Origin of the sequence: Sphaerotilus microaerophilus (assembly GCF_023734135.1) — a bacterium.
GTDB classification, from domain to species: domain Bacteria; phylum Pseudomonadota; class Gammaproteobacteria; order Burkholderiales; family Burkholderiaceae_C; genus Sphaerotilus; species Sphaerotilus microaerophilus.
This window is the reverse complement of the sequence record NZ_AP025730.1, coordinates 323,719-345,396: the sequence shown is the minus strand read 5'-3', so window position 1 is coordinate 345,396 and position 21,678 is coordinate 323,719. Positions and strand designations below refer to the sequence as shown.

Annotated in this window: 25 protein-coding genes; 13 read left to right on the top strand and 12 right to left on the bottom strand. The window is 70.4% G+C overall.

The window, feature by feature from the left end; genetic code table 11:
• Window positions 1–36: 36 nt before the first annotated feature.
• Together NGK70_RS01600 and NGK70_RS01595 are read right to left on the bottom strand one after the other, a co-directional pair.
• Window positions 37–258 (bottom strand): hypothetical protein, encoded by a 222-nt coding sequence (locus tag NGK70_RS01600; RefSeq protein ID WP_251971640.1) that lies wholly within the window; start codon window positions 256–258, stop codon window positions 37–39.
• A gap of 501 nt (window positions 259–759) precedes the next feature.
• Window positions 760–1,389, bottom strand: a complete 630-nt coding sequence (locus NGK70_RS01595) for a hypothetical protein (RefSeq protein ID WP_251971639.1) — start codon at window positions 1,387–1,389, stop codon at window positions 760–762.
• 148 nt (window positions 1,390–1,537) lie between these two features.
• Between NGK70_RS01595 and NGK70_RS01590 the strand changes: the two genes are divergently transcribed.
• Both NGK70_RS01590 and NGK70_RS01585 read left to right on the top strand, forming a co-directional pair.
• On the top strand, window positions 1,538–2,305 hold the full coding sequence (locus NGK70_RS01590) for a DUF2189 domain-containing protein (protein WP_251971638.1): 768 nt from the start codon (window positions 1,538–1,540) through the stop codon (window positions 2,303–2,305).
• Between the two features lie 103 nt (window positions 2,306–2,408).
• Complete coding sequence (locus NGK70_RS01585) at window positions 2,409–2,618, top strand: DUF2788 domain-containing protein (RefSeq protein ID WP_251971637.1); 210 nt, start codon at window positions 2,409–2,411, stop codon at window positions 2,616–2,618.
• A gap of 58 nt (window positions 2,619–2,676) precedes the next feature.
• Here the strand turns inward: NGK70_RS01585 and NGK70_RS01580 are convergent, their stop codons facing one another.
• From NGK70_RS01580 to NGK70_RS01540, 9 genes are all read right to left on the bottom strand, one after another.
• A complete protein-coding gene (locus tag NGK70_RS01580; RefSeq protein WP_251971636.1) occupies window positions 2,677–2,952 on the bottom strand; it encodes a DUF493 family protein in 276 nt (91 codons plus the stop codon).
• Window positions 2,953–2,997: 45 nt separating this feature from the next.
• Complete coding sequence (locus NGK70_RS01575; protein ID WP_251971635.1) at window positions 2,998–3,915, bottom strand: aminotransferase class IV; 918 nt, start codon at window positions 3,913–3,915, stop codon at window positions 2,998–3,000.
• A 138-nt stretch (window positions 3,916–4,053) separates the two neighbouring features.
• Window positions 4,054–5,226, bottom strand: a complete 1,173-nt coding sequence (locus tag NGK70_RS01570; protein WP_251971634.1) for a D-alanyl-D-alanine carboxypeptidase family protein — start codon at window positions 5,224–5,226, stop codon at window positions 4,054–4,056.
• Window positions 5,227–5,384: 158 nt separating this feature from the next.
• A complete protein-coding gene (locus NGK70_RS01565) occupies window positions 5,385–6,005 on the bottom strand; it encodes an alpha/beta hydrolase (protein WP_251971633.1) in 621 nt (206 codons plus the stop codon).
• Between the two features lie 7 nt (window positions 6,006–6,012).
• Window positions 6,013–6,339, bottom strand: coding sequence for a (2Fe-2S) ferredoxin domain-containing protein (locus NGK70_RS01560; RefSeq protein WP_251971632.1), 327 nt, complete (start codon window positions 6,337–6,339; stop codon window positions 6,013–6,015).
• Window positions 6,340–6,409: 70 nt separating this feature from the next.
• The gene (locus NGK70_RS01555) at window positions 6,410–7,561 is read right to left on the bottom strand and encodes a VanZ family protein (protein ID WP_251971631.1); all 1,152 of its coding nucleotides are present in this window, start codon (window positions 7,559–7,561) and stop codon (window positions 6,410–6,412) included.
• 60 nt (window positions 7,562–7,621) lie between these two features.
• A complete protein-coding gene (locus tag NGK70_RS01550) occupies window positions 7,622–8,065 on the bottom strand; it encodes a CopD family protein (RefSeq protein WP_251971630.1) in 444 nt (147 codons plus the stop codon).
• A gap of 144 nt (window positions 8,066–8,209) precedes the next feature.
• The gene (locus NGK70_RS01545) at window positions 8,210–8,476 is read right to left on the bottom strand and encodes a hypothetical protein (RefSeq protein ID WP_251971629.1); all 267 of its coding nucleotides are present in this window, start codon (window positions 8,474–8,476) and stop codon (window positions 8,210–8,212) included.
• A 191-nt stretch (window positions 8,477–8,667) separates the two neighbouring features.
• On the bottom strand, window positions 8,668–10,002 hold the full coding sequence (locus NGK70_RS01540; protein WP_251971628.1) for a serine/threonine-protein kinase: 1,335 nt from the start codon (window positions 10,000–10,002) through the stop codon (window positions 8,668–8,670).
• A 103-nt stretch (window positions 10,003–10,105) separates the two neighbouring features.
• Here NGK70_RS01540 and argS point away from each other — a divergent pair, with 103 nt between their 5' ends.
• The 7 genes from argS (at window position 10,106) to NGK70_RS01505 (ending at window position 16,926) form a co-directional block, all read left to right on the top strand.
• Window positions 10,106–11,791, top strand: a complete 1,686-nt coding sequence (argS, locus tag NGK70_RS01535; protein ID WP_251971627.1) for an arginine--tRNA ligase — start codon at window positions 10,106–10,108, stop codon at window positions 11,789–11,791.
• 53 nt (window positions 11,792–11,844) lie between these two features.
• Window positions 11,845–12,501: an SPOR domain-containing protein gene (locus tag NGK70_RS01530; protein ID WP_251971626.1), complete on the top strand. Its 657-nt coding sequence runs from the start codon at window positions 11,845–11,847 to the stop codon at window positions 12,499–12,501.
• A gap of 86 nt (window positions 12,502–12,587) precedes the next feature.
• Window positions 12,588–13,262, top strand: a complete 675-nt coding sequence (locus NGK70_RS01525; RefSeq protein ID WP_251971625.1) for a thiol:disulfide interchange protein DsbA/DsbL — start codon at window positions 12,588–12,590, stop codon at window positions 13,260–13,262.
• A gap of 114 nt (window positions 13,263–13,376) precedes the next feature.
• Window positions 13,377–13,958, top strand: coding sequence for a lipopolysaccharide transport periplasmic protein LptA (lptA, locus tag NGK70_RS01520; RefSeq protein WP_251971624.1), 582 nt, complete (start codon window positions 13,377–13,379; stop codon window positions 13,956–13,958).
• 53 nt (window positions 13,959–14,011) lie between these two features.
• On the top strand, window positions 14,012–14,770 hold the full coding sequence (gene lptB / locus NGK70_RS01515; protein ID WP_428985599.1) for an LPS export ABC transporter ATP-binding protein: 759 nt from the start codon (window positions 14,012–14,014) through the stop codon (window positions 14,768–14,770).
• A 54-nt stretch (window positions 14,771–14,824) separates the two neighbouring features.
• Window positions 14,825–16,453: an RNA polymerase factor sigma-54 gene (locus NGK70_RS01510; RefSeq protein WP_251971623.1), complete on the top strand. Its 1,629-nt coding sequence runs from the start codon at window positions 14,825–14,827 to the stop codon at window positions 16,451–16,453.
• A gap of 158 nt (window positions 16,454–16,611) precedes the next feature.
• A complete protein-coding gene (locus NGK70_RS01505) occupies window positions 16,612–16,926 on the top strand; it encodes a hypothetical protein (protein ID WP_251971622.1) in 315 nt (104 codons plus the stop codon).
• A gap of 60 nt (window positions 16,927–16,986) precedes the next feature.
• On the opposite strand, the gene hpaR is transcribed toward NGK70_RS01505, so the two are convergent.
• On the bottom strand, window positions 16,987–17,529 hold the full coding sequence (gene hpaR / locus NGK70_RS01500; protein ID WP_251971621.1) for a homoprotocatechuate degradation operon regulator HpaR: 543 nt from the start codon (window positions 17,527–17,529) through the stop codon (window positions 16,987–16,989).
• 50 nt (window positions 17,530–17,579) lie between these two features.
• On the opposite strand from hpaR, the gene NGK70_RS01495 reads away from it, so the two are divergent.
• The 4 genes from NGK70_RS01495 (at window position 17,580) to hpaD (ending at window position 21,672) form a co-directional block, all read left to right on the top strand.
• The gene (locus tag NGK70_RS01495; RefSeq protein WP_251971620.1) at window positions 17,580–18,338 is read left to right on the top strand and encodes a fumarylacetoacetate hydrolase family protein; all 759 of its coding nucleotides are present in this window, start codon (window positions 17,580–17,582) and stop codon (window positions 18,336–18,338) included.
• Window positions 18,335–19,114, top strand: a complete 780-nt coding sequence (locus NGK70_RS01490; RefSeq protein WP_251971619.1) for a fumarylacetoacetate hydrolase family protein — start codon at window positions 18,335–18,337, stop codon at window positions 19,112–19,114. Before NGK70_RS01495 ends, NGK70_RS01490 begins: the two co-directional genes overlap by 4 nt.
• A 13-nt stretch (window positions 19,115–19,127) precedes the next feature.
• Window positions 19,128–20,597 carry a 5-carboxymethyl-2-hydroxymuconate semialdehyde dehydrogenase gene (gene hpaE, locus NGK70_RS01485; RefSeq protein WP_251971618.1) on the top strand — a complete coding sequence of 490 codons (1,470 nt, stop codon included), beginning with the start codon at window positions 19,128–19,130 and terminating at the stop codon, window positions 20,595–20,597.
• Window positions 20,598–20,748: 151 nt separating this feature from the next.
• Window positions 20,749–21,672: a 3,4-dihydroxyphenylacetate 2,3-dioxygenase gene (gene hpaD / locus NGK70_RS01480; protein ID WP_251971617.1), complete on the top strand. Its 924-nt coding sequence runs from the start codon at window positions 20,749–20,751 to the stop codon at window positions 21,670–21,672.
• Window positions 21,673–21,678 lie beyond the last annotated feature (6 nt).

The following is a 21,678-nucleotide window of genomic DNA, read 5'->3' as shown; positions in this document are numbered from 1 at the left end:
CTTCGGTTGACGACGGCGAGCGGGTCCGCGCAGGGTTCAGGGTTCGCCCCGGGGCCAGCGGGTGCCGCCTGCCTGGGACAGTTCATGACGCAGGGCCTGGCGCTCGCGCTGGCGACGCGCGCCGCCATCGGGGCCGTGGCGGCCGGCCGCACGCAGGTGCGCGGCGGCCACCAGCGGATTGCGCGGCTTGGGCGATGCCGGGAGGGCGATGCACGGGGTGCGGCTGTGCGAGCCGGTGCGCTGGAATGTGGTCTTCATGGCAACTCCTGGCCGACGGGGATCGGCGGCGGGTGGGCCCGGCACAGCCGGGACTCGAATCGAGGGCCGGAAACGGAGCCCCAAGCGGGCCCCGAAATGCAACGGGCCCGGGTGACTGGATCAACCCGGGCCCATGTGGAGGCGGCTGGCGCGCTGTCGATTCAGCGGCGTCGCCCCGACCCGGGATGCGGGCTGGACGCGGGGACTGCACGGCTGCCTGACGCAGGTGCACCGGCCTGCACGGCCAGGGCCGTGGCAGCAGGTCGGTACAGCGTTGCCATCTTCAGCAGCACTCGGAATCCGTTCGCGTGTGGGTGGTCGGGCGGCCTGCTGGCCCGGCCCGGAAGGTGGGCCCGGCAGTGACCGGACGGGAACTGATGGAGATCAGTTGCCTAAATGATAAACGAGTGTTTATCAACTTGTGAAGCCCCCCTGTCCACATCGAGCCCCGGTGGAAACCCGAGGAAGGGAGGGTCTCCGGCGCCGGGAGCGCCGCTGGCGTCAGCGCTTGCCCTTGAGCGGTGCGACGTGGCGCTGCGCGCGTGACCACAGCTCGGCGTCGGCGGCCGGGCTGGCTGCGGGCGCGGCCGCTTTGGCTGCCGACGGGGGCGGTGCGGCGGGCACCAGCACCTCGCCGAGCAGGTCCAGCAGGCGCTGCCGGGCGCGCTGCGGATTGCGGCGGTAGTAGCTCAGCACCAGGTCGACGATGAAGCGCTCGTCGTCGTCACGCGGCCCTGCGCTGCCGGCTGCGTCGCTGCGGGAGGGGGCTGCGGTGACGGCGGGCCTGGGCGCCTCGGCCGGTTCCACGGCAGCGCGCACCGGCGCGAGGGCCGCTTGCAGGGGGCTGCCTGCCGTCGCCCTGGGCGGGTCATGGGGTTGGTCGAGCCAGCCCGGCGGCTTGCCGCAGTGCTGCTCGAACTGCCGCGCCAGCCGCTCGCCGACCTGGCGGGCGCGGCTCTTGATCTGGCTCCAGTAGCTCGGCTGGATGCCGATGCGCTCGGCGAAGCGCCGCTCCAGCCCGCGCAGCGTGGCGGCGTCGGGGTGGCTGACGGTGGCACGCACGAACTCGTCGAAGAGGGCCAGGGCATTGCGGTGACGCAGCGTGGCGACGTCGACGGAGGGAGAAATCATGTCCCGATGATAAAGGCGCCTTGCCCTGTGGGCGGCCGCTGCGCCTGCGGGCTCCCCTGGGGAAACCTGCGCATGACGCGGATCAAGTGAACCGTTAGCATGTGCCCGTCCGGTCACCTGCCGAGCCGCCGCGCCCGACCTGCCGTCCATGAACGCTTCCGCCGTTGCCCTGATTCCCCTGCGCTCGCTGCGAGCCCTGCAGTCGCTGACCTGGCTGGAGCGGGCCTGGCACGACGTGCGCCGCACGCCGGCTGCGAGCTTTGCCCACGGCGTGGCGCTGGCGCTGTTCGGCTGGCTGATCGTTGCCGTGGCGGGCCAGCGCTTCTGGATGCTGGCCGGCGCTTTTTCGGGTTTCCTGCTGGTCGCGCCGATCCTGGCCACCGGGCTGTACTCGATCAGTCGTGCGCTGGAGCGCGGCGAGCCGGCCGGCTGGTCGACGGTGACCGCGGTGTGGCTGTCGCTGGACCGTCGCCTGGTGCTGTTCGGCGTGCTTCTGGCCGCGGCCGGCACCGCCTGGGTGCTGACCTCGGCGGCGCTGATCACGCTGTTTGCCGCCGCGCCGGTGATCACGCCGGCCGACTTTGTGCGCGTGGTGGTGCTCAACCCGCAGTCCTGGCTGTTTGAGGCCTGGATGCTGGCGGGCGGGCTGATGGCCGCGCCGGTGTTCGCCTCCAGTGTGGTGGCGATCCCGCTGCTGCTGGACCGCCGCATGGGGGTGTGGGACGCCGTGTTGACCAGCTGGCGCGTGGTGGGCGAGAACCCGCTGCCGATGGCCGTGTGGGCCGCGGTGGTGATGGGCTTCACCCTGCTGGGCATGGCGGCGGCACTGGTCGGGCTGGTGTTCGTGATCCCGATGCTGGGTCACGCCAGCTGGTACGCGTACCGGGACGCCCTGCCCGCCGACGCGGCGCCCTGAACGGCCTCGTCCCCGGTACGGGGGTTTCCACCGATCCGCCGAGGCGGCCGCGTATCATCTCGATTGCCCCCACCGACGCCTTCCCTGCCCTCTTCCCTCTTCCATGTTCGGCTACTCCGAGGAACAGCTTGCCCAGTTCGGCCTGACGGTCGGCGTCGGGGCGTTCATCCTCTACATGTTCTTCATCATCGGGCAGCTGGCGCGCGAGGCGAAGGCGGGGCGCTTCGGCACCTTCGTGCTCTTCCTCGTGCTGTCGGTCGGCATGCTCGGCTTCGTCGCCAAGAACGTCATCGCCTGGGTGATGGGGCTGTGAACAGGGGCTGTCACCCCGGCGGGGGCCGTGGCCTGCCGCCCCCTGTCGCCCCGGGGCGTCACAGCACGATCTTGACCATCGGGTGCGTCGTCAGCGTGCGGTAGAGCTCGTCGAGCTGCTCGCGGCTGGTGGCGGTGACGGTGATCGTCAGCCCCAGGTAGTTGCCGCCCTTGCTGGGCCGCTGCTCGACGGTCGCGGCATCGAAGCCCGGGTCGAACTGCCGCGCCACCGAGACGATGGCCTCCAGGTAGCCGGGCACGTGCGCACCCATCACCTTGATCGGGAAGGCGCAGGGGTACTCGATCAGCGATTGTTCGGGTGGGATCTCACGCATCGTGGGCATTGTCCGGCAGTCAGGGCAGCTTCCTGAACTGGGGGCTCAGATCGATTGTTCAAGCTTGGCGCGCTCGTAGGCCGCGTGCAGGCGGGCGTACACCGGGCCCGGCTTGCCGCGCAGGGCGCCGTGGCCGACCGGCTCGCCGTCCAGCCGCGTCACCGGCAGAACCTCGCGCCCGGCCGAGCTGATCAGGATCTCGTCGGCGATGGTCAGCTCCGACTCGGCGATCGGCCGCAGGTGGCAGGCGATGCCCTCCTCCTCGCAGAGCTCGCGCAGCAGCTCGATGCGGATGCCCGCCAGCGTGTGGTGCGAGGGCGGCACGCCGATCAGTGCGCCGTCGAGCACCGCCCAGACGTTGCTCGACGAGCCCTCGGTCACGGTCAGGCCGTGGCCGTGACCGCTGTCGCGCAGCAGGATCGTCTCGGCGGCGCCGTGGTCGGCTGCGATCTGCCGGGCCATCACGCCACCGAGCAGCGAGGTGGTCTTGATGTCGCCGCGCTCCCAGCGGAAGTCGCGCGCGGTCACGCAGGCCACGCCTTCGCGGCGCTGGTCGGCGCCCGGGGGCTGGTGCGGCTGGCTCATCGCGAAGACCGTGGGCGTCAGGCCGGTCGGCATCGGGTGGGAGCGTGGTGCCACGCCCCGGGTGATCTGCAGGTAGGCCAGCTGGTCGCCCTGGCCGCTGTGGGCCAGCTCGCGCGCGACGAGCTCGCGCAGCAGCGTCAGCCAGCCGTCGCGGCTGTGCGGGTTGGCGATGCGCACCGCGTCGAGCGAATGCGCCAGCCGCGCCATGTGCTCATCGAAGCGGAACAGCCGGCCGCCGTAGACCGGGATGACCTCGTAGACGCCATCGCCGAACAGGAAGCCGCGATCCAGCACGGACACCTGGGCCTGATTCAGCGGCAGCCAGCGTCCGTCGAGGTGGCAGGGGGCGTCGGGCAGAGCGTGGGCGGTCATCGACATGGGTTTCCTCACCAACCGTGCGGCGCGACTGTCCGCATGCGGCAAGCGTACTCCCGCCCGGGCCGGTGCGGGCGGGCGCCGTGCGTGTCGACTTGCGTCAGCGCAGGGCCGGATGCCAGGCGGATCTCCGTGCCCGCATCACTTGATCATCAGGCGCAGCCCGTCCCACAGGCGGCCGAACAGACCGGCCACCGGCACCGGCTCGGCCACCGTGACGGGCACCTCGGCCACCACCTGGCGGCCCGAGATCACCTTCAGCGTGCCCAGCTTCTGGCCCACCGCCAGCGGGGCGAGCAGCGGGTCGGTGCGGGTGAGCTGGGTCTGCAGCTTGGCCGCATCACCGCGCGGCACGGTCACCACGATGGGCGTCAGCGAGGTCAGCGCCACCGTGGACTTCGCACCCTTCCAGACCTCGGCGGTGGCGATGGGCTGCTTGGCGTCGAAGAGCTTCACCGCGTCCCAGGCGCTGTAGCCCCAGTTGAGCAGCTTCTGCGCCTCGGTGGCGCGTGCTTCCTTGGAGGCGGCACCCAGGATGACGGCGACCAAGCGGCGCGGCCCGGAGGGCACATCGCGCTTGGCGGTGGCGATCAGGCAGTAGCCGGCGGCGTCGGTGTAGCCGGTCTTCAGGCCGTCGACGGTCGGGTCACGCCAGAGCAGCAGGTTGCGGTTGGGCTGGGTGATCTTGTTGTAGGTGAAGTCCTTGAGGGTGTAGTACTTCGCCTCGGCCGGGAAGTCCTGCAGCAGCCGAGCGGCGATCACCGACAGTTCGCGCGCGGTGCTGACGTGGCCGGGTGCGGGCAGGCCCTCGGGGTTCTTGAACTGCGTGGTCTTCAGGCCGAAGGCCTGCGCCTGGCGGTTCATCATGGCCACGAAGCCTTCCAGCGAGCCGCCCACCGTCTCGGCCAGTTGCACCGTGGCGTCGTTGCCGCTCTGCACGATCATGCCCTTGATGAGGTCCTCGACCTTCACCTGCGTGCCGACCTGGATGTACATGCGCGAGGCGTCGGTCATGCCGGTGCGCCAGGCGCGCTCAGAGACGGTGAGCATCTGGTCGATGCCCAGCTTCTTCTCGTGCAGGGCCTGGAAGACCAGGTAGGCCGTCATCAGCTTGGTCAGCGAGGCGGGCTCGACGGTGGCGTCGGGGTCGCGCGCGGCCAGCACCTGATTGGCGTTGACGTCCAGCAGCAGGTAGGCCCGCGCGGCGATCTCGGGGGCGGCCACCTGGGCACCGGCCAGCAGCGGCAGGCCCAGGCCGAGCGCCAGGGCGGCACGGCGCAGGCCGCGGGAGAAGGAAGTCAGGAATCGGGTCATCGGAGCTTGCATCGGGGCCGAAGGCGGGGACGTGCCCGGACGGCAGAAAGAGGGACCAGGAAGGACGGAGCGGCCAGCTTCCGGCCAGCTCGGGCGCGTCAGTGGGGATGCTGCGCGTTCGCAGGGAGGCGGACAACCTGTGTCCGCGCGCCTGTGACTCAGTGCCAGGAACGCACGATCAGGTTCCGCAATTGTGGTAACTGGCCGTGGAAGAAGTGGCCGACACCGGGCATCACCGTCACCGGCAGGTGCTGCGGCCGCGCCCAGTCGAACACGGCGGCCAGGGGCACGACGTCGTCCGCCTCGCCGTGGATGACCAGCGTCTGCTCCACCGGCACTGGCGCCGGCGTGGCCCGCTGGGTCGAGGGGCCGACCAGCAGGAGGCGGGCCGGTTTCGCGTCCTCGGGCAGGGCTGCGTTGGCCAGCGTGGTGACGTAGGCGCCAAAGGAGAAGCCGCCCAGCACCAGTGTCTCGCCCGGCTGGCGCTGCGCAGCGACGGCGGCGAGCAGGTCCTCGCACTCGCCGCGGCCCTCGTCGTGTGTGCCGGCGGTGCCGCCCACGCCGCGGAAGTTGAAGCGCAGCACGCGGTAGCCCAGCTGCAGCAGCGCCCGGGCCATGGTCTGCACCACCTTGTTGTCCATCGTCCCGCCGAACAGCGGATGCGGGTGCGCGAGCACCGCCAGACCGCGCGGCGTGACGCTGGCGGCGGGCAGGTCGAGCGCGGCCTCGATCGGCCCGGCGGGGCCGGCGACCAGCAGGCGTTGGGTGTGGGCGTTCATCGGGGCGTCAGCGGCCGACGTCGGCCGGCAGGCGCAGGCGCTCGACCGGCTGGCCGTTCTTCAGGTGCGATTCGACGATCTCGTCGATGTCGCTGCGGTCCACGAAGGTGTACCAGACCGCCTCCGGGTAGACCACCGCCACGGGCGCGCCGGCACAGCGGTCCAGGCAGCCGGCCTTGTTGACGCGCACTTTGCCGGGCCCCGCCAGCCCGGCGGCCTTGACCTGCGCCTTGCAGTGGTCGAAGGCATCCTGCGCCGCGTGGTCGGCACAGCAGGCCTGGCCGCCGTCACGCTGGTTCAGGCAGAAGAAGATGTGCCGTTCGTAGTAGCTCATGGCGGAATTGTAGGAGGGCCCTGTTCTCCCGATGTCACAGCCGGTGCCACGGCCCATGCCGCCCGGGCGTTCAGCGCAGGGTCGAGGCGGATCGCTGCGCCCGGGAGCCGGGTTCGCCAGGGTCCACCGTGCGGGCGATCAGGAAGAGCATGGCCGCCAGCGGCCACAGCCAGCCGACCCATTGCGCCAGGCCGTGGAAGCGGATGAAGCGGCCCTGCTCCCAGTCGCGCAGGCTCTCGGCGAAGTAGGGGTCCGCGCCGATCTGGTTGACCAGGGCCAGCAGCGTGGTCAGCGCCACCAGGCCGAGCGCGGCCGTCAGGCGTCGAGGCAGCAGGGCCAGCACCGTGCCGAGCAGGACCGCCAGCATCAGCCCGGTGCGCAGCGACGGGGCGATCCAGGTCAGCGCGTGCTCCGGCCCGAAGTTCAGTGCAGTCGACAGCGTGGTGGCACTCAGCCCGATCAGCACAGCCCCGGCCAGTAGCACCAGACGCTGCCACAGGCGCCGCGACATCACGAAGCCGACCAGGCAGGGCGCCAGCAGGCCGAGCGCGATGGTCAGCACCTCCAGGCCGGGCGCCAGCGGGCCCTCGGGCGTGGGGACCTCGGCCCAGCCCTCGAACGCGGTGCCCACCAGGGCGGCATCGAGCTGCTCGGCCAGCCGCACCAGGCCCTGCCCGAGCGCGAAGGGCAAGGGGGTCGGAAACAGCAGCCCCACCGGCCAGAACAGCAGCAGCGCCAGGCCGCTGGTGCCATGCGGGACCAGCCAGCCCTCGCGCACCCGCTGCCACAGCCGCAGGGCGCCCAGGCCGTGCAGCAGCCAAGCCAGCGCGATGCCGCAGGCGGTGCCCGCTGAATTGAGCGCCCAGTCGATGCGCGAGGGTGCGCGCAGTGGCAGCAGGATCTGCAGCCATTCCATGCCCAGCGACAGCAGCGCGCCGGTGGCGAGGGTGCGCGCCGCAGCGGCGCCGGTGGCCTCGCCGCCGCGCAGCCGGGCGATCGTCACCAGGCAGCCCAGAGGCAGGTAGGCCAGGAAGTTGCCCCAGAGGTCGAAGCGCGAGGAGTGTGGCGATGGCAGCCACAGCAGCACCCAGGCGGGCTGCCCGGGCGGCGGCACCGGCCAGCGCCAGCCGGTGAAGGGGTGCAGGCTGGCGTAGACGATCAGGCCGATCCACACCCAGGCCAGCGGCCAGGCCGAGGAGCGCGGGGGGGCGGCAGTGCGCATGGGGCAGGAAGCCGAAGCGGCGGGGCCGGATGGCGATCGATCGGAAGGGCTTGGAAGGGCTCAGAAGGGCTTGACCACCACCAGCACCACGATGGCGGCAAACAGCAGCACCGACACCTCGTTGTAGACCCGGAACCAGGTGTGCGTGCGCCGGTTGGCGCTGCGCTCGAAGCCGCCCAGGATCCGGTGGTTGACGTGGTGGAAGGCCAGCACGCCGAGCACCAGCGTCAGCTTGGCATGCATCCAGCCATTGCCCGGGCCGCCCAGGCCGATGCCCACGCCCAGCCAGAGCCACAGGCCACTGGCCAGCGCGATGACCATCAGGCCGGTGGCGAAACGGTCCAGCTTGCGCGCCATCAGCAGCAGCCGCTCGCGCTCGGCGTGGCTGTCGGGCGCCACCATCGCCAGGTTGACGAAGATGCGCGGCAGGTAGAACAGGCCGGCGAACCAACTCGCCACGAACACGATGTGCAGGGCCTTGACCCAGAGGTAGGACGAACTCATGCAGCGATCATAGGCCGACCTGTTTCAGATCGTGAGCGCCAGGGCCTGTGGCCCATCAACGACACAGCCCGCCGGGCAGGGCTGCCGGGCGGGCTGTGCGGGGTGCCTGTTGTCCCCGCCGCAGCGGGGGTCAGGCCGACGTGCTTACTTGGCCTCGGCCTGGCACTTCTTGACGAAGCTGTTCTTGGCGGCGCCGGCCAGCGGCTTGCCGTTCTTGTCCACGGCCTTGGCTTCGCAGGCCGCGGCGCCAGAGCCCGCCTCGCACTTCTTCATGAAGCTGTTCTTGGCGGCGCCGGCCAGGGCATTGCCGTTCTTGTCCACGGCCTTGGCCTCGCAGGTGGCATCCGCGGCGTGGGCGGCGCCAGCCAGGCCGAACAGGGCGAGCGCAACGGCGGTCATCAGCTTCTTCATCAGGGACTCCAGCAGCAAGAGGTTGTCGATTTGGGGAGCGGCGCCAACGAGAGGCGCCACGCGCATTGGAATGCAGCCCGATCGGGCCGACAAGGGCGATGCGTGAGCGCTCAACGCGGCAGGGCCGGTTGTGGTGGACAAGCCGCAGTGCGGATCAACCCCAGGGTGGGGCGGCCCTGGGGTTGTATGTTTCAGAGGATGCGCCGCGGGTGCGCCAGCGTCTCGTGTGCGGCGTGCAGGCGGCGCACCAGCACGCGGATGAAGGCCTCGTCGAACAGGTGCCGGCAGCTCGGGCTGAGGCGCGCCAGCGTCTCCGGCGTGAAGGAGATGGTGGTGGCCTTCTCGGTCACCACCACGTCGGTGCTGTGCTTGCGCAGCTCCGGGTTGGGCGCCAGGTAGGCCATCTCGCCCACCGAGGTGCCGGCGCCGAGCTGCGCGACGCGCCGGCCGTCGCGGTACACCTCCACCGCCCCCGAGGCGATGATGTGGAAGGTGCGCCCCTCCTCGCCACGGTTGTAGAGCTTGTGCGCGACCGGGAAGCGCTGCCAGCGCGCCCGGTGCACCACCTCCCACAGCGCCACGTCGCCGAAGGAGGTGAAGAACTCCAGCATGCGCAGCAGGGTGAAGCGCTCCGAGTCGAGCACGCCCTGCAGCGCCCCGCGCGGCACCTGCTGCGAGGAGACCAGCTGCGACAGGGCCTCGCCCAGCACCTCCCAGGAGGGGTAGCGGTCGTCGGCGCGCTTGGCCAGGCAGCGCTGCACCACGTCGTCCAGCGCCTGGCTGACGCCCTGGCGCAGTCCGACCAGGCTCGGTGCCTGGGCGTGGCAGATCTGGTGCATCAGGCTGGCCTGGTTGGCCGCCTCGAACGGCGCGCGCCCGGCGATCAGGTGGTAGAGCACCGCGCCGAGCGAGTAGATGTCGGCGCGCGCATCGAGCTCGCTGCCGTCGAGCTGCTCGGGCGACATGTAGGCCAGCGAGCCGACCCGGTGCACCTGCGTGGCGTCGGAGGTCAGGTTCAGTGCGCTGCCGAAGTCGGTGATCTTGACGTCGGTGACCACCCCGTTGGTTTCCACCGCCAGGATGTTGGCCGGCTTCACGTCGCGGTGCACCAGCCCCTGGCGGTAGCAGTAGCCCAGCGCCATCGCGCACTTGAAGCCGATTTCGACGATCTGCTCCAGCCCCAGCTGGTGGCCCGGCTGGCACCAGGCGCGCAGCGTGGTGCCGGGCACGTACTCCATCACCACGAAGGGGGCGATGGGGTCGGGCACGGCGTCGAAGATCTGCACCACGTTCGGGTGGTGCAGCCGCCCGGCCAGCGCCGCCTCGGAGGCGAAGAAGCGCGCGAAGACGTGGCCGTCCACGGTGTCGGCCAGCGCCTGGGCGCGCACGCGCTTGACGGCCACCGACCGGTCATGGAACTCGTCGTGGCAGAGGAAGACCTCGGCCGTCGTGCCCTCCCCCAGCCGGCGCACGACGCGGTACTTGCCGATGCGCTCGGGCAGCACGGGAACGGTGGGATCGAACATGCCGGCATCGTAGCCTCGTGCGGGGCGTTTTCGGCTTCGGTTTCAATTGAAGCCATTGCCGTGGCGGCGCGGTCGTGGAATACCCCCCCTTTAGAATCGCCAGATGATCCAAGCCAAAAACGAGTTGCTGGGCGCGCTGGGTGACGCGCTGGCCGAGCTGGTGCCGGGCACGACCCTCCAGGCGGTGTTCGAGAGCCCCAAGCAGGCGGCGCATGGCGACCTCGCCTGCACCGCGGCGATGCAGCTCGCCCGCCCGCTGAAGAAGAACCCGCGCGAGCTGGCGCAGGCGCTGGTCGAGGCGCTCGGGCGCCGCGAGGCGGTGCAGCGCTGGGTCGATGCGATGGAGATCGCCGGCCCGGGCTTCATCAACTTCCGCCTCAAGCCGGCGGCCAAGCAGGCCGTCGTGGCCGAGGTGCTGGCCGGTGCCGAGCGTTTCGGCCGCCAGGCCGCCAACGGCCGCAAGCTGATGGTGGAGTTCGTCTCCGCCAACCCCACCGGCCCGTTGCATGTGGGTCACGCCCGTCAAGGGGCGCTGGGCGACAGCCTGTGCCATCTGTTCGAGACGCAGGGCTTCGAGGTCCTGCGCGAGTTCTATTACAACGACGCCGGCGTGCAGATCGCCACGCTGGCCAACTCGACCCAGTGCCGCCTCCGGGGCCTCAAGCCCGGTGATGCCGACTGGCCGGAGACCGCCTACAACGGCGACTACATCGCCGACATCGCGGCCGACTTCCTGGCGAAGAAGACCGTCAAGTCCGACGACCGCGAGTTCACCGCCAGCGGCGACCCGGACGACCTCGACGGCATCCGCCAGTTCGCGGTGGCCTACCTGCGCCACGAGCAGGACCTGGACCTGCAGGCCTTCGGCGTGCAGTTCGACAGCTACTACCTCGAGTCCAGCCTGTACACCTCCGGGCGGGTCGAGCAGACGGTGCAGCGGCTGGTCGACGCGGGCAAGACCTACGAGAACGAAGGCGCGCTGTGGCTGAAGTCGACCGACTACGGCGACGACAAGGACCGCGTGATGCGCAAGTCCGACGGCAGCTTCACCTACTTCGTGCCGGACGTGGCGTACCACATCGCCAAGTGGGAGCGTGGCTATGGCAAGGTCATCAACTGCCAGGGTACCGACCACCACGGCACCATCGCCCGCGTGCGCGCCGGCCTCCAGGCAGCCAATGTCGGCATCCCGTCCGGCTACCCGGACTACGTGCTCAACACGATGGTGCGGGTGGTGCGCGACGGCGCCGAGGTCAAGATCAGCAAGCGCGCTGGCAGCTACGTGACGCTGCGCGACCTGATCGAGTGGACCAGCCGCGACGCGGTGCGCTTCTTCCTCATCAGCCGCAAGGCCGACACCGAGTTCACCTTCGACGTCGACCTGGCCCTGAAGCAGAACGACGAGAACCCGGTCTTCTACGTGCAGTACGCCCACGCGCGCATCTGCTCGGTGCTGGACACCTACGCGGGCGAACGTGGCGGTGACCTCTCCACGCTCGGCGGGGCCGACCTGGCGCCGCTGGTGGCGCCCACCGAGCTGGCGCTGATGCTGCGGCTGGCCGACTACCCGGCGATGCTGGCCGACGCGGCCCGCGACCTGGCGCCGCACGACGTGGCCTTCTATCTGCGCGACCTGGCGGCGTCCTTCCACAGCTACTACGCGGCCGAGCGCTTCCTGGTCGACGACGCGGCGCTGATGCGTGCGCGCATGGCCCTGCTGGCGGCCACCGCCCAGGTGCTGCGCAACGCGCTGGCGTTGCTCGGCGTGGGCGCACCGCGCAAGATGTGAGCGCCGAGCGGACGTTCCCGACCCCATTTCCCAGGTAATCAGGAGTGACCTCGATGGTGGCAACCCCCAATCGCAGGCAGCGCGGCGGTTTCGCGCTGGGCTTGATCGTGGGCCTGCTGGTCGGGCTGGCCCTGGCGCTCGGCGTGGCCCTGTACGTCACCAAGGTGCCGGTGCCCTTCGTCGACAAGGTGCCGCAGCGCACCGCGGAGCAGGACGCCGCCGAGGCTGAGAAGAATCGCCACTGGGATCCCAACGCGCCGCTGGCCAGCAAGGGCGCCCCGCCGCGCCCGGCGCCAGGTGAGCCGGGGGCGTCCAGCCCCCCGCCGGTCGGGGCGACGGTCGGTTCGGTGCCGGGCGCGCCGGTGCCTGTGCTGGCGCCGCCGCCCGTCGTCGCGCCGGCGGCTTCGGCCCCGCGCCCGGTCCCTCCGGCCAGCGGCGCCTCGGGCGTGTCGGCCAAGCCGGGGGCCGAACCGTTGGTGTACTTCGTGCAAGTGGCCGCCTTCACGCGGGCCGAGGAGGCCGAGCAGCTGCGTGCCAAGCTGGCCCTCAGTGGCCTGATGGCGCGCGTCACCGAGCGGGAGCAGTCCGGGCGCATCATGTACCGCGTCCGCCTGGGCCCCTACGACGTGCGCGAAGATGCGGATCGCGTGAAGACGCAGGCCGTGGACGTGGGCTATTCGGAAGCGACGCTGGTGCGCGTGAATCGCTGAAACCGTTGAACCTGCCGGTCGGCTTTGAGTCACATGCCGGCGGCATTCAGCCAAGCTTCAGCCAAGTCAAGGATCAAAGGACAGACATGGATCGACGTGATTTCATCGGGCAGGCCGGCGCGGTCGCCCTGCTGGGCAGTGTGGGCACCCTGAGCGGGGCGGCCCGGGCGCAGGCCAGCTTCCAGGAGGGCAAGCACTACGTGCGTCTGGCGCAGCCGGTGTCGGTGTCCGCGCCTGCCGGCAAGGTCGAGGTGCTGGAGTTCTTCTCCTACGGCTGCCCGCACTGCAGCGCCTTCGAGCCGGTGCTGGAAGCCTGGGTCAAGAAGCTGCCCGCCGACGTGGCCTTCCGCCGCGTGCCGGTGAACTTCCTCGCCAGTGCCGAAGTGCTGCAGCGCATGTACTTCTCGCTGGAGGCGCTGGGCCAGGTGGAGGCGCTGCAGCGCAAGGTTTTTGCGGAGGTGCAGGCGCTGCGTGGGCGCGTCGGCGGTGCGGAGGTCGCCGCGGACCTCGTCGCCAAGCACGGTGTCGACCGCGCCAAGTTCCTGGAGCTCTATGGCTCCTTTGGTGTGCAGACCAAGGTCGTGCAGGCCAAGCAACTGGTCGAGCGCTACAAGATCGACGGCGTGCCCGCCCTGGGCATCCATGGCCGCTTCTACACCTCGCCCTCGCTGGCCGGTGGCGACAATGTGCCCGAGACCGAGAGCCAGGCCCGTGCGCTGGCCCTCACCGACCAGCTCATCGCGCGGGTGCGCAAGGGCTGACGGCGGCTCGGACAGAGGCGATGAAGTCTCTGGCGGATGGACGCGACACCCTATCCTTTTCGGGTGTCGCGGAGCTAGAATCAAAAGCAAAATCCATGCCCCAAAGAGTCCGCCTTGCCGACCCATCACACGCCTCTGGGTGATTTCCGCCGCACGAGCCGCCACGACGGCGGTCTGCGGTATGCGGTTCTGGCGCTGCTGCTGGTCACGGCGGCGGCCCAGGCCGAGCGCGGTGACCGTACCCAGCCGCTGCAGTTCGACGCCGGCCAGGTGCGCATCGACGGCAAGCGCCGGGTGCAGCTGCTCAGCGGTGGCGTCGAGGTCAACCAGGGCACGATGCAGATCAAGGCTGCCCAGGTCGAGTTGCGCGAGACGCCGCAGGGCCAGGTGGCCGTCGCCGAGGGTTCGGCCGCGGCGCCGCTGGTGCAGTTCCGCCAGAAGCGCGACGGCGTGGACGAGTGGATCGAGGGCCAGGCGCAGCGCGTCGAGTACGACGCCGGTGCGCAGGTGGTGCGCCTGCTGCAGCGCGCCCAGGTCCGCCTGCTGCGCGCCGGCGTACTGGCCGACCAGGTGAATGGCGAGCTCATCGTCTACGACAACGCCCGCGATGTCTTCGAGGTGCAGGGCGGAGGCACAGGCGGTAGCGGCCGCGTGCGCGGCACCGTGACGCCGCGTGCAAGCGAGGGCGGCCGTTGACGGCGGCACTGCCGGCGGCCGGTGCAGCCGCATTGCCTGCCGGGGCCGGCGCCATCAGCGCGCCCAGCGGGGCCACCCGACTGGAGGCCGAGGGCCTGCAGAAGCGCTACGGCGCGCGGCTGGTGGTCAAGGACGTGCACCTGGCGGTGCACAGCGGCGAGGTGGTCGGCCTGCTCGGGCCCAACGGCGCGGGCAAGACCACGAGCTTCTACATGCTGGTCGGGCTGGTGCGTGCCGATGCCGGGCAGATCCGCATCGACGGCCTGCCGGTGGAGCGCCTGCCGATCCACCAGCGTGCCCGCATGGGCCTGTCCTACCTGCCGCAGGAGGCGTCGATCTTCCGCCGCCTGACGGTGGAGGAGAACATCCGCGCCGTGCTGGAGCTCCAGCTCGACGAGCGTGGCCGGCCCTACCCCGCCGCGCGCATCGAGCAGCTGCTCGATGCCCTGCTGGCCGACCTGTCGATCGAGCGGCTGCGCAACAGCCCGGCGCCGGCGCTGTCGGGCGGCGAGCGCCGCCGCGTCGAGATCGCCCGGGCGCTGGCCACCCAGCCGCGCTTCATCCTGCTCGACGAGCCCTTTGCCGGCGTCGACCCGATCGCGGTGATCGAGATTCAGCGCATCATCGGCTTCCTGAAGGCGCGCGGCATCGGCGTGCTGATCACCGACCACAACGTGCGCGAGACGCTGGGCATCTGCGACCGCGCCTACATCATCAGCGAGGGCCGCGTGCTGGCCGAGGGCACGCCCACCGACATCGTCGACAACCCCGATGTGCGCAAGGTCTACCTGGGCGAGCACTTCCGCATGTGAACGTGCAGCGCTGTTCCCAGACCCCACTGAATCCGTGAAGACGAGGACCCCTTCGTGAAACCCTCCCTGCAGGTCCGCCTGTCACAGCACCTGGCGCTGACCCCGCAACTGCAGCAGTCGATCCGGCTGCTGCAGCTCTCCACGCTGGAGCTGCACCAGGAAGTCGAGCAGATGCTCGAACAGAACCCCTTCCTGGAGGTCGACGACGACGGCAGCGCCACGGGCGACAGCAGCGCCGCAGGGGCGACGCCGGCCGAGGTGGCGGCGCCGTCCGCGCCGGCCGAAGGAGCCGCCGACACGCCCTGGGACGGCGGCAGCGACACGCTCGGCAGCGAGGCCGCCAGCCCGGCCGACGGCGATGCCCCGGGCATGGAGCCGCTGGACTTCAACGGTGGCGACCGTGAAGACTGGGAGAACGGCACCGAGCGCGAGGACTTCGACGGCCGGGCCGAAGCCCCCGCCAGCCGCAATGCCGCCCCCGACGACGAGGACAGCGACTGGACCGAGCGCAACACCGTGGCCCCCAGCCTGCCCGACCACCTGCGCGAACAGCTGCTGGGCATGCGCCTGGCGCCCGAGGACATGCTGCTGGTCGAGACGCTGATCGACTCGCTCAACGAGGACGGCTACCTGGCCGACGCGCTCGAAGAAGTGGCCGAGCGTCTGGCGCTGATCCTGGAGCTGGGCAACCCGGCCGACCCTGCGGCCGATCCCCAGGCGGCGGCCGAGGCAGCCCTGACGCTGCGCGAGGACCTGCTCGACCGCCTGCGCTGCGCGCTGGGCTGGCTGCAGAACCTGGAGCCGGCGGGTGTGGGCGCACGCGACCTCTGCGAGTGCCTGCAGCTGCAGCTGCGTGACCTGCCCGATTCCGAGGCGCGCGACGCCGCCCTGGCGATCTGTCGCGGCCAGCTCGAAGCGCTGGCCAAGCGGGACCTCAAGCGCCTGATGGCCATCACCGGCGCCAGTGAAGACACCGTGCGCGAGGCGCAGGCGCTGATCGTTGCGCTGGAGCCCAAGCCGGGGCGGCGCTTCACCCGCGCCGAGGCCAACATCGTCGTGCCCGACGTGATCGTGCAGAAGTCCGGCCGCGGCTGGAAGGTGGTGCTCAACCCGGACGTGATGCCCAAGCTGCGCATCAATGACCTCTACGCCCAGGTGCTGCGCCAGCACCGCAGCCAGCGCACCGGCGACGAGGGTGGCGCCAACCTGTCGGCCCGGCTTCAGGAGGCGCGCTGGTTCGTCAAGAACATCCTGCAGCGCTTCGACACCATCCAGCGCGTCTCGCAGGCCATCGTCGAACGGCAGAAGGGCTTCTTCACCCACGGCGAGATCGCGATGAAGCCGCTGGTGCTGCGCGAGATCGCCGACGAGCTGGGCCTGCACGAGTCCACCATCTCGCGGGTGACGACGGCCAAGTACATGAACACGCCCTTCGGCACCTTCGAGCTGAAGTACTTCTTCGGCTCCTCGCTGAACACCGAGGCCGGTGGCAACGCCAGCTCCACGGCGGTGCGTGCGCTGATCAAGCAGTTCGTCAGCGCCGAGGACGCCAAGAAGCCGCTGTCGGACAGCCAGCTCAGCCAGATGCTGGAGGAACAGGGCATCCAGGTGGCGCGGCGCACGGTGGCCAAGTACCGCGAGGCGCTCAAGATCGCGCCCGCGAACCTGCGCAAGGCGATCTGAACCTCTCGACGGGTCGGCAGCCGCCGGCCCGTGCAGATGCCACACCGCGCCCGACGCAGGCATCGCCCGGATACGGATTGCTTCAAATTTGCGTGTTTGCCTCAATGGCGCGGCACGCCACCTGCATGGAACCATGGCTTTCGGGAGCACAACAAGCCATGGAACCTTCTGCCCAGAACCGCCTGCGCATCGCCCAGCGCATCCACGACCTGCTGCTGCACGAGCTCGGCGAGGCCGTCGACGTGGGGCTGCTGCTCGGCCCGCCCGAGTACGCCCGGGCGGTGCTGAGCCTGTGCCGCTCCTGCGGCAGCACCGAGCTGGTGCAACTGGGGAACGATTTCGTGCACGCAACCGATGCCGAGGCGCGTGTCCAGCGGCAGGCCGGGCAGGCCCGATCGGCGCCCGAGTGGCGCGTCCCCACCGCGGGCGAGCTGCCCATCGGTCGCACGCCAGCCCCGCCAGCGGGCTTCTGACCCGCGTTTGACCTGCTCTTGACCTGTGCCGGCAGACCGGCGGCGGGCCGGCTGCGCCGATCAGTCGGCGTCCACGGGCGGCAGTTCGCCGAGCAGGCCGATCAGCTCGTCGAGCGTGGTGTAGAAACGTTCGATGAAATCGCGCCCGATGTGCGTCTCGATCGCCTCGTAGACCGCCTCGATCTGCGGCGCCAGCGTGGCGGCCAGCACGCGGGCGCGTTCGGTCAGGCTCACCCGCACACGGCGCTGGTCATGCGCCAGGCGCTCGCGCGTGACCAGCCCCAGGTCGTCCATGCGCGCCAGCACCCCCGCCAGGCTGGGGCTGGAGATGCGGCAGACCTCGCCGATCTGGCGCGGCTCCAGCGGCCCGCGCTCCAGCAGCGCGCGCACGATGCGCCACTGCTGCTCGGTGATGCCGTGCGCGTTCAGGACCGGGCGGAAGTGCCCGATCACGCTCTCGCGTGCATGCAGCAGCAGCAGCGGCAGGTTGCGATGGGTGAAGCCGGCGCGGCGCAACTCGGCCGGACCGGCCGGATCGGCGGCTGCGGCGGGCGACGGAGCGGGATCCGCGCCGGGCGATAAGGGTTGGCCAGCGGTTGACATGCTCACATCTTAGTGAATAATGGAATCACTAAGAGGTTAGTGAATTGCCGATGAGCCCCACCCAGCCGACTTCACCCCCCGCTTCGACCGCGTTCCCGCCGACGGACGGCGCCGCCCGCGTCCGGATGGACGTCGCCCCCTGGCGGCTCAGCGGCGTGGTCGTGGCGGCACAGATCAACCACCGCCCGCAGCTCGCCGCGCTGGCCGAGGCTGCCCGGCGCGCGCCCTACAAGGCGCTGCCGGGAGCGCCGGTGTTGGCGGTGCAGTCGCGCAACACCCTGGCCCTGGACGGTGACGAGGTGCCCGCCGGCGCCGACGGCCTCGACGTGGGCGCGACGCTGGGCATCGTCATCGGCCGGGTGGCCTGCCGCGTGTCTGCGGCCGACGCGCTGGCCCACGTGGCCGGCTACCTGGTGGCCAACGACCTAAGCGCGCCGATCCCCGGTGACACGCCGCACTACCGCCCCGGTGCCCGCTTCAAGCTGCGCGACCGCTCCTGCCCGCTGGGCGCCGAGGTGGTGCCCGCCGCCGCGGTGGCCGACCCCGACGCCCTGGCGGTGCGGGTGTGGATCGATGGCGCGCTGGCGCAGGCCACCGACACTGCCGAGCGCCTGCGCGGCGTGGCGCAGCTGATCGCCGACGTCAGCGAGTTCATGACGCTGAACCCCGGCGACGTGCTGCTGCTGGGCATCTCGCAGGGGGCGCCGCGGGCCCTGCCCGGGCAGACGGTGAGCATCGAGATCGACGGCGTGGGCCGGCTCACGAACCGCCTCGTCCACGATGACCCATCCACCGGGAGCGCCGCATGAAGACCGCCCGCGTTGCCTATGCCGGCGCCATCCACACCGCCTTCGAGCAGGACCTCGGCTCCAGCAAGGGCCTGCGCCTGGCCGATGGCCGCGTCGTCGCGGAGGACCAGGTCGTCTGGCTGCCGCCCTTCGAGGTCGGCACGGTGATCGCGCTGGGGCTGAACTACGCCGACCACCTCAAGGAGCTGAGCAAGGAGCTCACCGTCACGTCCAAGGACGAGCCGCTGGTCTTCCTGAAGACGCCCGGTGCGGTGATCGGCCACCGCGGCCAGACCCGCCGCCCGCGCGGCGTGGCCTTCATGCACTACGAGTGCGAGCTGGCGGTGGTGATCGGCCGCACGGCGCACCGGGTGGCCCGCGCCGACGCGATGGCCCACGTGGCCGGCTACACCGTCTGCAACGACTACGCGATCCGCGACTACCTCGAGAACTGGTACCGCCCCAACCTGCGCGTCAAGAACCGCGACGGCGGCACGGTGCTGGGCCCCTGGTTCGTGCCCGCCGAGGAGGTGGCCGACCCGCACGCGCTGGGCCTGCACACGCTCGTGAACGGCCAAGTCACGCAGCAGGGCACGACCGCCAACATGGTCAATCACATCCCGGCGCTGATCGAGTACCTCAGCGCCTTCATGACCCTGCAGGCCGGCGACGTGATCCTCACCGGTACGCCGGAAGGCGTCGTGAACGTCAACGAAGGCGACGAGGTGATCACCGAGATCGACGGCATCGGCCGGCTGGTGAACACGATCGTCGGCGACGAACTCTTTGGCAGATAACCAGGACACCCCCATGCGCATCGACCACCTGATCGACGGCCGGGCCGTCAGCAGCTCCGACTATTTCGAGACCGTCAACCCCGCCACGCAGGAGCTGCTGGCCGAGGTCGCCCGCGGCGGCGAGGCCGAGGTGAACGCCGCCGTGGCCGCCGCCAAGGCCGCCTTCCCGGCCTGGGCCGCGCGGCCTGCCACCGAGCGCGCGGCCTTGATGCGCAAGCTCGGCGAGCTGATCACGAAGCATGTGCCCGAGCTGGCGCAGACCGAGACGAAGGACACCGGCCAGGTGATTTCCCAGACCGGCCGGCAGCTGGTGCCGCGTGCGGCGGACAACTTCCACTACTTCGCCGAGATGTGCACCCGGGTGGACGGCCACACCTACCCCACGCCCACGCACCTGAACTACACGCTCTTCCACCCGGTGGGCGTGTGCGCGCTGATCTCGCCGTGGAACGTGCCCTTCATGACGGCCACCTGGAAGACCGCGCCCTGCCTGGCCTTCGGCAACACCGCGGTGCTGAAGATGAGCGAGCTGTCGCCCCTGACCGCCGCGCGCCTGGGCGAGCTGGCGCTGGAGGCCGGCATCCCGGCCGGCGTGCTCAACGTGGTGCACGGCTACGGTGCCGAGACCGGCGAGCCGCTGGTCAGCCACCCGGACGTGCGCGCCATCAGCTTCACCGGGTCGACGGCCACCGGCAACCGCATCGTCAAGAGCGCCGGCCTGAAGAAGTTCAGCATGGAGCTGGGCGGCAAGAGCCCCTTCGTGATCTTTGCCGACGCCGACCTGGACCGCGCGCTGGACGCCGCGGTCTTCATGATCTTCTCCAACAACGGCGAGCGCTGCACCGCCGGCAGCCGCATCCTGGTGCAGAAGTCGATCTACGCCGACTTCGCCGCCAGGTTTGCCGAGCGCGCGAAGCGCATCACCGTGGGCGACCCGCTGGCCGAGCAGACCCTCGTCGGCCCGATGATCAGCCCCGGGCATCTCGCCAAGGTGCGCAGCTACATCGAGCTGGGCCCGAAGGAAGGCGCCACGCTGCTCTGCGGCGGCATCGATCGCCCGAGCTACGCCGCCCAGCTGCCCGCCGGCATGGACAAGGGCAACTTCGTCTGGCCGACCGTCTTCGCCGACGTGGACAACCGCATGCGCATCGCGCAGGACGAGATCTTCGGCCCGGTGGCCTGCCTGATCCCTTTCGAGGACGAGGCGGACGCGGTGCGCATCGCCAACGACATCGCCTACGGCCTGTCGAGCTACGTCTGGACCGAAAACATCGGGAAGGCCCACCGCGTGGCGGCCTCGATCGAGGCCGGCATGTGCTTCGTCAACAGCCAGAACGTGCGCGACCTGCGCCAGCCCTTCGGTGGCACCAAGGCATCGGGTACCGGCCGCGAGGGCGGCACCTGGAGCTACGAAGTCTTCCTGGAGCCGAAGAACGTGGCGGTGAGCATGGGCGCGCACCACATTCCGCATTGGGGCGTCTGAGCAAGCGCCGTGTCTTCCTTCCCCCTTTGAAAAGGGGGACCGAGGGGGATTTCGGGCGGTGGCATCCGGGGAGGGACTGCAAATCCCCCCCGGCTCCCTTTTTCAAAGGGGGGAGCAAGAGGGCTGTACACAGTTCAACAGGAGACACACCATGGGCAAATTGGCTCTCGTCGGCAAGATCACCCACGTCCCGTCCATGTACCTGAGCGAGCTGCCCGGTGAACGCCAGGGCTCGCGCCAGGACGCCATCGACGGCCACATCGAGATCGGTCGGCGCTGCCGTGAGCTGGGCGTGGACACCCTCGTCGTGTTCGACACCCACTGGCTGGTCAACGCGAATTACCACATCAACTGCGCGCCGCACTTCAAGGGGCTGTACACCAGCAACGAGCTGCCGCACTTCATCTCCAACATGCCCTTCGAGTGCCCCGGCAACCCGGCGCTGGGCAAGCTGCTCGGCCAGGTCTGCAACGAATACGGCGTCGAGACCCTGGCGCACGACGCCACCACGCTGGACCCGGAGTACGGCACCCTGGTGCCGATGCGCTACATGAACGCCGACCAGCACTTCAAGGCCATCTCGGTGTCCGCGCTGTGCACGGTGCACTACCTCAACGACAGTGCGCGGCTGGGCTGGGCCATGCGCAAGGCGGTGGAGGAGCACTACGACGGCAGCGTGGCCTTCCTGGCCAGCGGGTCCTTGAGCCACCGCTTCGCCCAGAACGGCCTGGCGCCAGAGTTCGCCTTCAAGATCTGGAGCCCCTTCTTGGAGACGCTGGACAAGGAAGTGGTCGCGATGTGGCAGCGCGGCGACTGGGCCACCTTCTGCGAGATGCTGCCCGAGTACGCCGTCAAGGGCCACGGCGAAGGGATGATGCACGACACCGCGATGATGCTGGGCGCCCTCGGCTGGTCCGAGTACGAAGGCCGGGCAGAGATCATCACGCCCTACTTCGGCGCCTCCGGCACCGGCCAGCTCAACGCGGTCTTCCCGGTCACGCCGGTGAGTGGGAAGGCGATTCCGGCGGCCCAGGCTTCTGCTGCGGACGGCTACCGCGCCTTCCCCCGGCTGTAAGCTGAC